Below are 13,991 nucleotides of genomic sequence, written 5' to 3'. Positions count from 1 at the left end.
AGCCTGCAATGCATCAATTGACTCTGGCCGAGATCGCCCGCGGTCTCGCCGACAAAAAGTTTTCTTCCGAAGAGCTGACCAAGGCCCTGCTGGCGCGTATCGCCGCGCTGGATCCGAAGGTCAACAGCTTCATCAGCCTCACCGAAGATCTGGCCCTTAGCCAGGCCAAGGCCGCTGACGCCCGTCGCGCCAACGGTGAAGGCGGCGCGCTGCTGGGTGCGCCAATCGGTCACAAGGACCTGTTCTGCACCCAGGGCATCCGCACCAGCTGCGGCTCGAAGATGCTCGACAACTTCAAGGCGCCCTACGATGCGACCGTGGTCGCCAAGCTGGCCGAAGCCGGGGCCGTGACCCTGGGCAAGACCAACATGGACGAATTCGCCATGGGCTCGGCCAACGAATCGAGCTACTACGGCGCGGTGAAAAACCCGTGGAACCTGGAGCACGTGCCCGGCGGTTCGTCCGGTGGTTCGGCTGCAGCCGTGGCCGCCCGCCTGCTTCCGGCCGCCACTGCCACCGATACCGGCGGCTCGATCCGCCAGCCTGCCGCGTTCACCAACCTCACCGGCCTGAAACCGACCTACGGTCGTGTTTCCCGCTGGGGCATGATTGCCTACGCGTCCAGCCTCGACCAGGGCGGCCCTTTGGCTCGCACTGCCGAAGACTGCGCAATATTGTTACAAGGCATGGCCGGGTTCGATGCGAAGGACTCCACCAGTATTGATGAGCCGGTGCCGGACTACAGCGCCAGCCTCAATACCTCGATCCAAGGCCTGCGCATCGGCGTGCCGAAAGAGTATTTCAGCGCCGGCCTCGACCCGCGTATCGCCGAGCTGGTGCACAACAGCGTCAAGGAGCTGGAAAAGCTCGGCGCGGTGATCAAGGAAATCAGCCTGCCGAACAACCAGCACGCAATTCCCGCGTACTACGTGATCGCCCCGGCAGAGGCCTCGTCGAACCTGTCGCGCTTCGACGGCGTGCGTTTCGGCTACCGCTGTGAAGACCCGAAAGACCTCACCGACCTGTACAAGCGCTCCCGTGGCGAAGGTTTCGGCGTGGAAGTACAACGCCGAATCATGGTCGGTGCCTACGCCCTGTCGGCCGGTTACTACGACGCGTACTACCTCAAGGCGCAAAAGATCCGTCGCCTGATCAAGAACGACTTCATGGCAGCTTTTAATGAAGTCGACGTGATCCTCGGCCCAACCACGCCAAACCCGGCCTGGAAGATCGGCGCCAAGACCGGCGACCCGATCGCCGAATACCTGGAAGACCTGTACACCATCACCGCCAACCTCGCCGGCCTGCCGGGCTTGTCCATGCCTGCTGGTTTTGTCGACGGTTTGCCGGTGGGCGTGCAACTACTCGCCCCGTATTTCCAGGAAAGCCGCTTGCTCAATGTGGCGCACCAGTACCAGTTGCACACTGACTGGCACACTCGCACCCCAACCGGCTTCTGAGGAGAACACTATGCAATGGGAAGTTGTGATCGGGCTGGAGATTCATACCCAGCTCGCCACCCAATCGAAGATTTTCTCCGGCAGCGCCACCACGTTCGGCTCCGAGCCCAACACCCAGGCCAGCCTGGTAGACCTGGGCATGCCTGGCGTACTGCCAGTACTGAACCAGGAAGCGGTGCGCATGGCGGTGATGTTCGGCCTGGCGATTGACGCCGAGATCGGCCAGCACAACGTGTTTGCGCGCAAGAACTACTTCTACCCGGACCTGCCCAAGGGCTACCAGATCAGCCAGATGGAACTGCCGATCGTCGGCAAGGGCTACCTGGATATCCCTCTGGAAGACGGCACGATCAAACGCGTCGGCGTGACCCGTGCGCACCTGGAAGAAGATGCCGGCAAGAGCCTGCATGAAGAATTCAATGGCGCCACCGGCATCGACCTGAACCGCGCCGGCACGCCGCTGCTGGAGATCGTGTCCGAGCCGGACATGCGCAGTGCCAAGGAAGCCGTGGCCTACGTCAAGACCATCCACGCGCTGGTGCGCTACCTGGGCATCTGCGACGGCAACATGGCCGAAGGCTCCCTGCGTTGCGACTGCAACGTGTCGGTGCGGCCAAAAGGCCAGGTCGAGTACGGCACCCGCTGCGAGATCAAGAACGTCAACTCGTTCCGTTTCATCGAGAAGGCGATCAACACCGAAGTCCGTCGCCAGATCGAGCTGATCGAAGACGGCGGCAAAGTGATCCAGCAGACCCGCCTGTACGACCCGAACAAAGACGAAACCCGTGCCATGCGCAGCAAAGAGGAAGCCAACGACTACCGTTACTTCCCCGATCCGGACCTGTTGCCAGTGGTGCTCGAGGATTCGTTCCTCAATGACGTGCGCGCCACCCTGCCGGAATTGCCACCGCAAAAACGCGAGCGTTTCCAGGCGCAGTTCGGTCTGTCGGTGTATGACGCCAGCGTGCTGGCTTCGAGCCGCGAGCAAGCCGACTACTTCGAAAAAGTCGTGAGCATTGCCGGTGACGCCAAGCTGGCCGCCAACTGGGTCATGGTCGAGCTGGGCAGCCTGTTGAACAAACAGGGCCTGGAAATCGACGAAGCCCCGGTCTCGGCCGAACAACTGGGCGGCATGTTGCTGCGCATCAAGGACAACACCATCTCCGGCAAAATCGCCAAGACCGTATTCGAGGCCATGGCCAGCGGTGAAGGCAACGCCGACGAGATCATCGAGAAGCGCGGCCTCAAGCAAGTCACCGACAGCGGCGCCATCTCGGCCGTGCTGGATGAAATGCTGGCGGCCAACGCCGAGCAGGTCGAGCAATACCGTGCGGCGGATGAAGCCAAGCGCGGCAAGATGTTCGGCTTCTTTGTGGGCCAGGCGATGAAAGCCTCCAAAGGCAAGGCCAACCCGCAACAGGTGAACGAATTGCTCAAGAGCAAGCTCGAAGGCTGATAGCAATGAATGGTCCGAGCGGGATTTTACTTGCGACTCGGACCCCATGTGGGAGCGGCGGTGCGACGATTCGAATCGTCGCACCGCCGCTCCCACATTTGTGATGGGGATATTTTGATAATGAAGCGTCTACTCGGCCTCTGCGCCCTGTTCTCCCTGCTCACCGGCTGCGCCAGTGGCCTGATCGACCCCAACGGTTACGACGAAACCGGCACCGCGTCCTACTACGGCGCCAAGCACCACGGCAAGAAAACCGCCAGCGGTGAACCCTTCAACCAACACGCAATGACCGCCGCCCACCGACGCCTGCCATTCGGCACGCGGGTGCAGGTCACCAACCTGTCCAACGATAGATCCGTGGTGGTACGCATCAATGATCGCGGCCCACACACCCGTGGCCGACTGATTGATCTTTCACGCCAGGCCGCCGAACAGTTGGGTATGCTGCGCAGCGGAACCGCGCGCGTGCGCGTACAAGCCCTGAGCAACTGACTGTCGGAGCCCTGACCATTTTCGGATTAAGCGCCCTCTCGCCCATCAGCCTGATTGAACTGATCAGCGGCCTGCTGCTGCTGATTGCCGGCGCCGAAATGCTGGTACGCGCCGCCGTGCGCCTGGCCGCCAGCCTCAAGGTCAGGCCGCTGATCATTGGCTTGAGCATCGTGGCCTTTGGCAGCAGCGCGCCGCAAATCGCCGTCAGCCTGCAGGCCACCCTGGCCGGCAATACCGATATTGCCGTGGGCAGTGTGATCGGCAGCAGCATCTTCAATATCCTCGTCACCCTGGGCCTGTCGGCGCTGATCATACCCTTGCGCGTGTCGCGCCAACTGGTGCGCCTGGATATCCCGGTGATGATCGGCGCCAGCCTGCTGCTGTTTATTCTCGCCAGCGATGAAGCCCTGACCCCGCTTGACGGCCTGACCTTGCTGGTCGCCCTACTCGCCTACCTCGCCCTGTTGCTGTACCAGACCCGCCATTCGCGCCGCCCACGGACCCGCGACACCGTGGTGCAGGCGCCGTGGTTGAGCAGTTTGCTGTGGATGATCGGTGGGCTCGTGCTGCTGGTGATCGCCGGGCACCTGGTGCTGGGGGCGGCGGTGGAAGTGGCCGGCGACCTGGGCCTGTCCGAGCGGGTGATCGGCCTGACCATCGTTGCCGTCAGTACCTCCCTGCCGTGCCTCGCCACATCCCTGATCGCCGCCGTACGCGGCGAGCGGGAGATTGCGGTGGGCAACGTGATCGGCAGCAACCTGTTCAACCTGTTGGGGGTACTGGGCTTTACCGCGCTGGTGGCGCCGTCGCCCTTGTCGGTATCGCCCAATGCCCTGGATTTCGACCTGCCGGTAATGCTCGGCGTCGTGGTGTTGTGCTTGCCGGTGTTTTACACCGGCTACCGCATTACCCGCGCCGAAGGCTTGCTGCTGCTGGGCTTGTACCTGGCGTATGGGCTGCATGTGCTGTCGTTCACCACCGGCATGCCGCTGGCCAATAAACTCGAACAACTGATGCTGTACTACGTGCTGCCAGCGCTGGTGGCTTTCCTGTTGTTCACCTCGCTGCGAGCCTGGCGCCGCCAACACCACAAGAGGGAATCGCAATGACCGATCAACCGAAATCCGGCGAGCAAATGCGTCGCCAGGTCATGGGTGATGTGTTTGTCGACCGCGCGCTGGGCAATGCCACCGAGTTCACCCAGCCACTGCAGGACTTCGTCAACGAACATGCCTGGGGCGGGGTGTGGAACCGTGAAGGCCTGCCACTGAAGACCCGCAGCCTGATTACACTCGCGGCATTGACTGCCTTGAAGTGCCCGCAGGAACTCAAGGGCCATGTGCGCGGCGCGCTGAATAATGGCTGTACTGTTGAAGAAATTCGCGAGGCGCTGCTGCATTGCGCGGTGTATGCCGGCGTGCCGGCGGCGATTGATGCGTTTCGGGCGGCGCAGGAAGTGATTGAGGCGTATCAGTCAGGCCCGCAGTGACTGTTAGATCGCTATCGCGGGCAAGCCCGCTCCCACAATTTTGATTGTGCACACCTTCACCAGAACATTTCAGATCCAGCCACCCGCCTGCAACACGAAGATCCCGATATTAGTGGTCACCGCCGCCATCAAGGTGGTGATCACAATGATCGCTGCCGCCAACTCATGGTTGCCCTGGGCCGCGCGAGCCATGACAAAACTGGCGGCAGCCGTCGGCGCGCCGAAATACAAAAACAGGATCCCCAGTTCCGGCCCGCGGAACCCGTACAGCCACGCGCCGGCAGTCGCCACCAGGGGCAGCCAAATCATCTTCATCAGGCTGGCGCTCAGGGCAATGCTGCCGCTTTTCCGCAGGGCCGCCATGGACAACGTGCCGCCGATGCAGATCAACGCCAATGGCAATGTGGTATCTGCCAGGTATTGCCCGGACTTTTCCAGCCAGCCGGGCAAGCCAATCTGGAAATACGCGAAGGGTGTGGCCGCAATCACGCTGATAATCAATGGATTGGCCAGCACGCTTTTGCAGATGCTCCACGGATCGGACTTGATCACCGGACTGTAGACCGCCAGCACTATGGTCGACAGGGTGTTGTAGAACAGGATCACCAGGGCGGCGAGGATCGCGCCAAGGGAAATCCCGTAGTCGCCGTACATACTGGCCGCCAGTGCCAGGCCAATCACCCCGTTGTTACCACGAAATGCACCTTGGGCATAAATACCCCGGTCCTCACGCGGGCAACGGAAAATCGCCCAACCCCAGGCCAGGGCGAAGCCGACCAACGTCGCAACCGAGAAATAGATCAGCAGTTCCGGCTTGAGCGCCGAATGCAGGTCGGCATGCAGAATCCCCAGAAACAGCAACGCCGGCATGGTGACGTTAAACACCAAGGCCGACGCAGTGTGGATAAAGTCGTCGTTGATCCAGTTGATGCGCTTGAGCAGGACGCCCAGGAACAGCATGGCAAACACCGGCGCGGTGATGGTCAGGGTTTGCAGGAAGATAGCCAGCATGCGGGTAACCCTTAATACAAATAGTCGAAGATCTCCCATGATAAAACAGGACCACGGCCCTGTGGCATGGCTTTACTCATATTCCAAAAGATAATACTTACGAGTCGGAGCCTCTCAGCCCTTGAAATTCCTACAAACCAGTAAGAGTTGCCCCTTCGACAGAAATAAATACCCTGACAAAAACGGTATAGGTTCTGACAATCTTGCCAGTTTAAGCTTACCTCCTCTCCTTAACTTACCAGATACAAATAAGCCCAAACGAACAACCGAAACAATTAATGGATCAGACGCAAACAGGCGGAGAGACTTAATGCGCAAAACAATCAATCAATTTCATAACGTCCACCTCAGAACCTGGGACTCAAGTGACATAGAGGGCTATGCCAACTTACTCAGTGACCCAGAAACAATGAAATACATCTCTGCCGGAACTATTCGCGACCATAACGCCGCCACCAAGGAGATTTACACATTTCAACAGGAAATCGCTAAGAGGGGTTGGTCACGCTGGGCCGTAAGCCTCGGTGCCAATGCACCTTTTATCGGTTATAGCGGATTTGCCGAAAAGGAATGCGGAATAAACTTTGGCGCACGTTACCTCAGCGAATATTGGGGAACGCCTTACCCAATGGCGGCTAATTGCCTGGCGCTTGAGTATGGATTCAAGCAGCTGAAGTTTGAAAAAATCCATCTAAGAGTTAACATCAACCATAAATACGCACTCAACAACATCAGCACTTTCCTACTACAAAAAAAGCCAACCGGAACAATAGTAAACACCCCTTTCGGGCCACACCTTAAAATAGTTGTCACCCATAAAAAATTCATGGAAGTATTCCCACACAACATTGCAAGAGTTCGTCGCATTCTGGAGCGCACGCAAAAAACTCACCACCAGAGATTATTGAAAACAACCTCCCGTCAATCACAGGGAATATAATCAATTGCCAAAACACTGCATAAAAAAAGACCCCGCGAATTGCGTGGCAGGACTATGCACCCATCATACTTGGGAAGGCCCCGCACTCCCCCGCTACGCCTATTTACCACTCGGGTGCCTGCTTGCAACGATACGACTCCTGTCCTTGCTTGTCTTGAGCCTTTTAGCCTGGCCGTTACCGCCGGCCGCCAAACGGGTTATTTACTGCACGCTGCTGTTTGTCATGGGTATCAAACTCAAGTGCAACCTATCAACGCAGGAGGTCAAGAACCTCACCGACGGTCGGGTGATCGCCCTTAACCATCTAAGTGTTTGCGACTACTTTCCACTGTTGGCGATGCCGTCAGCAGTCGGCACAATGTTTGACGTCACCCACCCGCTGGTCAAAGCGATGTTTTTCCTATTGTCCAAACGCTCTGGGAAATGCTTCTGGAATGTCAATGACAAAAGAGAACTCGCAAAAAACCTGCATGCTTTTCGTAATACCCCCCAAGGCACAGCGCTGTATGTCGCTCCAGAAGCGACCATTAACAATGGCCTTGGCCTCTACGCTTTTCGTCCCAGCCTACTGAACCGCGGATTTGCTGTGGTGCCACTGGCAATGCGCCTCAGCCTGCCGCTGGGCCTGACGGCTGCCCCCTTGCACAGTTCAGCCACTCGCAGTTTTTTGCGACTGCTGCTGATGCCGTGGCTTTCGTTCGAAATGACCTATCTACCGCCCCAGCAACGCAACGAAAATCAGAGTCCCGAAGATTTCGCCCGACAGATACAAGTGTGCATTGCGACAGAGCTAGGCATTGCCGCGACCCCATGGACCCGTGAGGACAAGCATGACTACCGAAAAGCAAGTTCAGGGCCCAATTCATGAACAGTGCCGACGACATACATGTCATCTTTGATTTCGATCAAACCCTGATCGATCACGAAAGTACAATCGAGATCATCAAGTCCACCATCGCCGACAGCAGCAAGGCACAAGACCAATTGAAAGAGCTGAGGCTGATTGCCCCCAAGGTGCTGGCAGGGACGGCCAGTGCATGGGAACTATTGAGTTTGATGAAGGTGATTCCACGCATCCGACGCAGTCATCTCACGCACTATATCGAAGCGACCGTGAACAACATCGAACCGGCCTTGCGCGAAACACTGCACCAATTACAGCAATACGGCGTACAGGTACATATTCTTTCCGGTGGCTACATGGAGTGGATTACGCCCATTGTCCGTGCCCTGGGCATCAACCCACGAAACGTACTTGCTAATCGACTGTTCTGGTTAGGCTCACGGGCACTGTGCCCTCGCCCGTCGCCACTGATCAACCCCAGCAGTGGCAAAAGCAAAATTACCCGGCATTGGCGCGAAAGTGGTCGTTTGAAAGGCCGCACGCTCATCGTCGGAGACGCCACCTCTGACTATCAGGTCTATGCCAATGGCTGGGCGGATGGTTTTGTATGTGCTGATTACTACGTCAAACAACCCCTGCCCGAACTGACAGGTCAAGTACGTCGAGCAACCAGTCCAGGCAGTGTTTATCCTCATATTCAGGCGCTACTGAGTTCACTGCCTTGACCCATTATCCGACACAATCAGCCCCCACAAACTACGTAACAGGAGCGGGATTGAACAACGTAATGTCATTGTGCAATTTATGCCGCTCGGCCCAGGTCTGCTTCTTGCCACTGGCTACATCCAGGTAGAAGTGGAACAACTCCCAGCCCAGCTCCTCGATGGTCGCACGGCCGGTGGCGATGCGTCCGGCGTCGATATCGATCAGGTCTGGCCAGCGCTGGGCCAGTTCCGTGCGGGTCGAGACCTTCACCACCGGCGCCATCGCCAGCCCGTAAGGCGTGCCGCGACCGGTGGTGAAGACATGCAGGTTCATCCCCGCCGCCAGTTGCAAGGTGCCGCAGACAAAATCGCTGGCCGGTGTCGCGCAAAAGATCAGGCCTTTGCCCTTGAAGCGCTCGCCCGGCCCCAGTACGCCGTTGATCGCGCTGCTGCCGGATTTGACGATGGAGCCCAGGGACTTCTCGACAATGTTCGACAACCCGCCCTTCTTGTTGCCCGGCGTGGTGTTGGCGCTGCGGTCGGCCTCGCCCTTGGCCAGGTAGCGGTCGTACCAGTCCATTTCCCGTACCAGTTCCCGGGCAACGTCTTGGCTCTCGGCACGGGAGGTCAGCAGGTAAATGGCATCGCGCACTTCAGTGACTTCGGAAAACATCACCGTCGCCCCGGCCCGCAGCAATAAGTCCGAGGCGTAACCCAGCGCCGGGTTGGCGGTGATCCCGGAAAACGCGTCGCTGCCGCCGCATTGCATGCCGAGGATCAGCTCCGAGGCCGGTACGGTTTCCCGCCGGCGCAGGTCGAGTTTCTTCAGGCGGACTTCGGCTAGCGCCATGATCTGCTCGATCATTTCACTGAAGCCGTGGCTGGCGTCCTGCAGGCGGTACAGCCACGGCTCGCTGAGGTCAACCGAGCTGTCGTTGTCGTGCATCACTTGCCCGGCCTGCAATTTCTCGCAGCCCAGGCTGATCACCAGCGCTTCGCCCCCCAGGTTCGGGTTGCGCGCCAGGTTGCGCACAGTGCGGATCGGGATATAGGCATCGGTGGCGGTAATGGCCACGCCACAGCCGTAGCTGTGGGTCAGTGCCACTACGTCATCGACATTCGGGTACTTGGGCAGCAACTCGTCCTTGATGCGCTTGACCGCATGGTCCAGCACGCCGGTCACGCACTGCACAGTGGTGGTGATGCCAAGGATATTGCGCGTACCGACGGTGCCGTCGGCATTGCGATAGCCTTCGAAAGTAAAGCCTTCCAATGGCGCCTGGGCCTCGGGGACCTCGGTGGACAGCGGCAGGCTGTCCAGCGGCGGTGCGGTAGGCATGCGCAGTTGATCTTCCTGGACCCAACTGCCGCGCGGTATCGGCTGCAAGGCGTAACCGATGGTTTGGCCATAGCGAATGATCTGACCACCTTGCGGGATATCTTCCAGGGTCACCTTGTGGCTCTGGGGGATGAACTCCACGGTCACCAGGCCGTCCGGGAACTCGGTGCCCGCCGGCACGCCCTGGTCATTGACCACGATTACTACGTTGTCGCGCTCGTGCAGACGAATGGAGCGCGGCGAGTCGGCATGTTCAATCAACTGCATCACACGGCCCCTTCAGGATTGCGCTTGGGAAAGGTTAGTCAACTCGGGGCCTTTGCTCGGTGGCTCGTTGAGCACCACGCGCTTGATCGGGCCGACGATCACCAGGTAGCTGAATACCGCCACCAGCGCATTGGCGCCGACGAACACCAGGGCCCACTTGAACGAACCGGTAGTGCTGATGATGTAGCCAATCACGATGGGCGTGGTGATGGAAGCCAGGTTGCCGAAGGTGTTGAACAAGCCGCCGCTGAGGCCGGCGATTTGTTTCGGCGAGGTGTCAGACACCACCGCCCAACCCAGTGCGCCAACGCCTTTGCCGAAGAAGGCCAGGGCCATAAAGCCGACCACCATCCATTCCACATCCACGTAGTTGCAGGCAATGATGCTACTGGAGACCAACAAACCGGCAATGATCGGCGCCTTGCGAGCGAAGGTCAGGGAGTGGCCCTTGCGCAACAGGTAATCGGAAATCACCCCGCCCAGCACGCCGCCGATAAAACCGCAGATCGCCGGCAACGAGGCGATAAAACCGGCCTTGAGGATGGTCATGCCACGGTCCTGCACCAGGTACACGGGGAACCAGGTGAGAAAGAAGTAGGTAATACCGTTGATGCAGTACTGGCCCAGGTAGACCCCGAGCATCATGCGGTTGGTCAGCAACTGGCGGATGTAATCCCACTTCGGCCCGTCGGTTTTCTTACCCTTGGCCTTGTCCTGATCCATATCGACCATCGCCCCGTTGGCAGCGATGTGGTTGAACTCGGCTTCGTTGATCAGCGGGTGCTGGCGCGGGCTGTAGATTACTTTCAGCCAGATCAGCGAGAACACGATGCCGATCACGCCCATCACGATAAACACGTGCTGCCAGCCGAAGCTGTAGACGATCCAGCCCATCAGCGGTGCAAACAACACGGTGGCGAAGTACTGCGCCGAGTTGAAGATCGCCGAAGCCGTACCGCGTTCGGCAGTGGGGAACCAGGCCGCGACAATCCGTGCGTTACCGGGGAAGGATGGCGCCTCTGCCAGGCCCACCAAGAATCGCAGCATAAACAGCGCCACCACGGCGGTGGAGACCCCGAACTCACCGACATAGCCTTGCAGCACGGTGAACAGCGACCAGGTGAAGATGCTCAGGGCATAGACTTTTTTCGAGCCGAAACGGTCGAGCAGCCAGCCGCCGGGGATTTGCCCGGCCACATAGGCCCAACCGAACGCAGAGAAGATATAACCGAGGGTGACCGCGTCGATGCCGAGGTCTTTTTGCAGGCTGGAACCTGCGATGGCGATGGTGGCGCGGTCGGCGTAGTTGATCGTGGTCACCAGGAACAGCATGAGCAAGATCAAATAACGGACGTGCGTCGGCTTGGTCGCTTGCATGTAGATGTACTCCCACTAATTATTTTTTTTGCGGGTAATGGTTTTGGTGCTGCGCACTGCTTTTTTGTGGGAGCTGGATTGCCGGCTCCCACACGTATTGCGTTTACGAGCCGATGTAGCTGGTTTTCACCACGGTGTAGAACTCTTGCGCATAGCGACCTTGCTCACGCGAACCGTAGGATGAGCCCTTACGCCCACCAAAGGGAACGTGATAATCCACACCCGCCGTCGGCAGGTTGACCATCACCATCCCGGCCTGGGAGTGGCGCTTGAAGTGGTTGGCATACTTGAGCGAGGTGGTGGCAATGCCTGCCGACAAACCGAACTCGGTGTCGTTGGCCATGGCCAGTGCCGCTTCGTAGTCCGCCACGCGCACGACATTGGCCACCGGGCCGAAGATTTCTTCACGGCTGATGCGCATGGCGGCCTGGCTGTCGGCGAACAGAGTCGGCGCCAGGAAGTAACCTTCGGTGTCACACGTCACCAAACCACCACCGCTGACCAGCCGCGCACCCTCGCCCTGGCCGATGTCGATGTATTTCAGGTCCTGGTCCAGTTGGGCCTGGGACACCACCGGTCCGATATCGGTGCCGGCGTGCAGGGCATGGCCGACCTTGATCGACTGCATGCGCTCGGCCATGGCCGCGACGAACCGGTCGTGGATCCCCGCCGTGACGATAAAGCGGCTGGACGCCGTGCAACGCTGGCCAGTGGAGTAGAACGCGCTCTGCACCGACAACTCGACGGCCTGCTTGAGGTCGGCATCGTCGAGAATGATCTGCGGGTTTTTGCCGCCCATTTCCAACTGCACCTTGGCCTGGCGCGACACGCAACTGACTGCGATCTGTCGGCCCACGCCCACGGAGCCGGTAAAGCTGATGCCATCGACCTGCGGGCTGTTGACCAGCGCATCGCCGACGACGCGGCCGCTGCCCATCACCAGGTTGAACACGCCACTGGGGAAGCCGGCGCGGGAGATGATTTCGGCCAGGGCCCAGGCACAGCCGGGCACCAGGTCTGCCGGCTTGAGCACCACGCAGTTGCCGTAGGCCAGGGCCGGGGCGATTTTCCAGGCGGGGATGGCAATCGGGAAGTTCCACGGGGTAATCAGGCCCACCACACCCAAGGCTTCGCGGGTGACTTCGACATTGACCCCTGGGCGCACCGACGGCAGGTAATCACCGGACAGGCGCAGGCACTCGCCGGCAAAAAACTTGAAGATATTACCGGCACGGGTCACTTCGCCGATGGCTTCCGGAAGGGTCTTGCCCTCTTCGCGGGCCAGCAGCGTACCGAGTTCTTCACGGCGGGCGAGGATCTCGCTGCCGACTTTATCCAGGGCGTCATGCCGGGCCTGGATGCCGGAGGTCGACCACGCCGGGAACGCTGCGCGGGCCGCGTCGATGGCGGCGTTGACCTGGGCCAGGTCGGCCGTGGCGAAATCGCCGATGACATCCGAAAGATCCGACGGGTTGATATTGCTTGAGTAGTCCGCACCGGCCACCCATTGGCCGCCGATGTAGTTGTCAAAACGCTTGGTTTGGGACACGCCTCTTCTCCTTACGCAAAAAGCCGCTGATCACTCAGCGGCTTTATTAATGGGTTACTGCGCACCTTGCTTGTCGATCAGCGCGGCCAGGGCTTCGTATTCTTCTGGCAGCAGATCGGTCAGCGGGGTACGTACCGGGCCTGCGTCATAGCCGGCGATTTTTGCGCCCGCCTTGACGATGCTCACGGCATAGCCGGCCTTGCGGTTACGCAGGTCCAGGTAAGGCAGGAAGAAGTCGTCGATGATCTTGTTGACGGTGGCGTGATCTTCCCGGGCAATCGCGTGGTAGAAGTCCATCGCGGTCTTGGGAATAAAGTTGAAGACTGCCGAGGAGTACACCGGCACGCCCAGGGCCTTGTAGGCAGCGGCGTAAACCTCTGCAGTCGGCAAGCCGCCCAGGTAGCTGAAACGATCACCGAGACGACGGCGGATCGACACCATCAGCTCGATATCACCCAGGCCATCCTTGTAGCCGATCAGGTTCGGGCAACGTTCGGCCAGGCGCTCCAGCAGCGGCGCGGTCAGGCGGCAGACGTTGCGGTTGTAGACCACCACACCGATTTTTACCGACTTGCACACTGCCTCGACATGGGCGGCGACGCCGTCCTGGCTGGCTTCGGTCAGGTAGTGCGGCAACAGCAGCAGGCCCTTGGCTCCCAGGCGCTCGGCTTCCTGGGCGTACTCGATGGCCTGGCGGGTGGAGCCGCCGACACCGGCGAGGATCGGCACGCTGGTGGCGCAGGTATCAACGGCGGTTTTCACCACTTGGGCGTATTCACTGGCTGCCAGGGAGAAAAACTCACCGGTGCCGCCCGCCGCAAACAACGCAGAGGCGCCATACGGGGCCAGCCACTCCAGGCGCTTGATATAGCCCGCCGGGTGGAACTCACCCTGGGCATTGAAATCGGTGACCGGGAAAGACAGCAGACCGTGGGAGAGGATGGACTTCAGTTCTTGTGGATTCATTATTTGAACACCCTGGGCAAATACGAAGACTGGAACGTTATTATTGATGTCATACGTCATCGTACAACTATAAAAATGTTCGTCAACCTTCTTTTGT

At 59.3% G+C, this 13,991-nt stretch carries 13 protein-coding genes; 8 read left to right on the top strand and 5 right to left on the bottom strand.

Annotation, left to right across the window (positions count from 1 at the left end):
- Positions 1 to 8 precede the first annotated feature (8 nt).
- The 5 genes from gatA (at position 9) to JFT44_RS01455 (ending at position 4,897) form a co-directional block, all read left to right on the top strand.
- A complete protein-coding gene (gene gatA, locus JFT44_RS01475) occupies positions 9 to 1,460 on the top strand; it encodes an Asp-tRNA(Asn)/Glu-tRNA(Gln) amidotransferase subunit GatA (RefSeq protein WP_057958449.1) in 1,452 nt (483 codons plus the stop codon).
- Between the two features lie 10 nt (positions 1,461 to 1,470).
- Positions 1,471 to 2,916 carry an Asp-tRNA(Asn)/Glu-tRNA(Gln) amidotransferase subunit GatB gene (gene gatB / locus JFT44_RS01470; RefSeq protein ID WP_057438093.1) on the top strand — a complete coding sequence of 482 codons (1,446 nt, stop codon included), beginning with the start codon at positions 1,471 to 1,473 and terminating at the stop codon, positions 2,914 to 2,916.
- Positions 2,917 to 3,036: 120 nt separating this feature from the next.
- Complete coding sequence (locus JFT44_RS01465) at positions 3,037 to 3,408, top strand: septal ring lytic transglycosylase RlpA family protein (RefSeq protein WP_057958448.1); 372 nt, start codon at positions 3,037 to 3,039, stop codon at positions 3,406 to 3,408.
- Positions 3,409 to 3,506: 98 nt separating this feature from the next.
- Entirely contained in the window at positions 3,507 to 4,517 is a 1,011-nt protein-coding gene (locus JFT44_RS01460; protein ID WP_233098269.1) for a calcium/sodium antiporter, read from the top strand.
- Positions 4,514 to 4,897, top strand: a complete 384-nt coding sequence (locus JFT44_RS01455; RefSeq protein WP_057958446.1) for a carboxymuconolactone decarboxylase family protein — start codon at positions 4,514 to 4,516, stop codon at positions 4,895 to 4,897. The genes JFT44_RS01460 and JFT44_RS01455 overlap by 4 nt, the downstream gene beginning before the upstream one ends.
- A gap of 69 nt (positions 4,898 to 4,966) precedes the next feature.
- Here the strand turns inward: JFT44_RS01455 and JFT44_RS01450 are convergent, their stop codons facing one another.
- Positions 4,967 to 5,908, bottom strand: a complete 942-nt coding sequence (locus JFT44_RS01450) for an AEC family transporter (protein WP_057438376.1) — start codon at positions 5,906 to 5,908, stop codon at positions 4,967 to 4,969.
- 310 nt (positions 5,909 to 6,218) lie between these two features.
- On the opposite strand from JFT44_RS01450, the gene JFT44_RS01445 reads away from it, so the two are divergent.
- From JFT44_RS01445 to JFT44_RS01435, 3 genes are all read left to right on the top strand, one after another.
- On the top strand, positions 6,219 to 6,848 hold the full coding sequence (locus JFT44_RS01445) for a GNAT family N-acetyltransferase (RefSeq protein WP_057958444.1): 630 nt from the start codon (positions 6,219 to 6,221) through the stop codon (positions 6,846 to 6,848).
- A gap of 145 nt (positions 6,849 to 6,993) precedes the next feature.
- Positions 6,994 to 7,716, top strand: coding sequence for a hypothetical protein (locus JFT44_RS01440; RefSeq protein WP_198830297.1), 723 nt, complete (start codon positions 6,994 to 6,996; stop codon positions 7,714 to 7,716).
- On the top strand, positions 7,713 to 8,417 hold the full coding sequence (locus JFT44_RS01435; RefSeq protein WP_198830296.1) for an HAD-IB family phosphatase: 705 nt from the start codon (positions 7,713 to 7,715) through the stop codon (positions 8,415 to 8,417). Before JFT44_RS01440 ends, JFT44_RS01435 begins: the two co-directional genes overlap by 4 nt.
- A 31-nt stretch (positions 8,418 to 8,448) precedes the next feature.
- On the opposite strand, the gene garD is transcribed toward JFT44_RS01435, so the two are convergent.
- The 4 genes from garD to kdgD all read right to left on the bottom strand — a co-directional run bounded on the left by garD (position 8,449) and on the right by kdgD (position 13,894).
- Complete coding sequence (gene garD / locus JFT44_RS01430; protein ID WP_198799641.1) at positions 8,449 to 10,002, bottom strand: galactarate dehydratase; 1,554 nt, start codon at positions 10,000 to 10,002, stop codon at positions 8,449 to 8,451.
- A 12-nt stretch (positions 10,003 to 10,014) separates the two neighbouring features.
- A complete protein-coding gene (locus tag JFT44_RS01425; RefSeq protein ID WP_029291889.1) occupies positions 10,015 to 11,379 on the bottom strand; it encodes an MFS transporter in 1,365 nt (454 codons plus the stop codon).
- A gap of 103 nt (positions 11,380 to 11,482) precedes the next feature.
- Complete coding sequence (locus JFT44_RS01420) at positions 11,483 to 12,928, bottom strand: aldehyde dehydrogenase family protein (RefSeq protein WP_120734146.1); 1,446 nt, start codon at positions 12,926 to 12,928, stop codon at positions 11,483 to 11,485.
- A 54-nt stretch (positions 12,929 to 12,982) separates the two neighbouring features.
- A complete protein-coding gene (gene kdgD / locus JFT44_RS01415; protein WP_057438078.1) occupies positions 12,983 to 13,894 on the bottom strand; it encodes a 5-dehydro-4-deoxyglucarate dehydratase in 912 nt (303 codons plus the stop codon).
- Between the last annotated feature and the right edge of the window lie 97 nt (positions 13,895 to 13,991).

The organism is Pseudomonas sp. MF5691, from assembly GCF_016405645.1.
Taxonomy (GTDB): domain Bacteria; phylum Pseudomonadota; class Gammaproteobacteria; order Pseudomonadales; family Pseudomonadaceae; genus Aquipseudomonas; species Aquipseudomonas shahriarae.
This window is presented reverse-complemented; position numbering and strand designations above follow the sequence as displayed.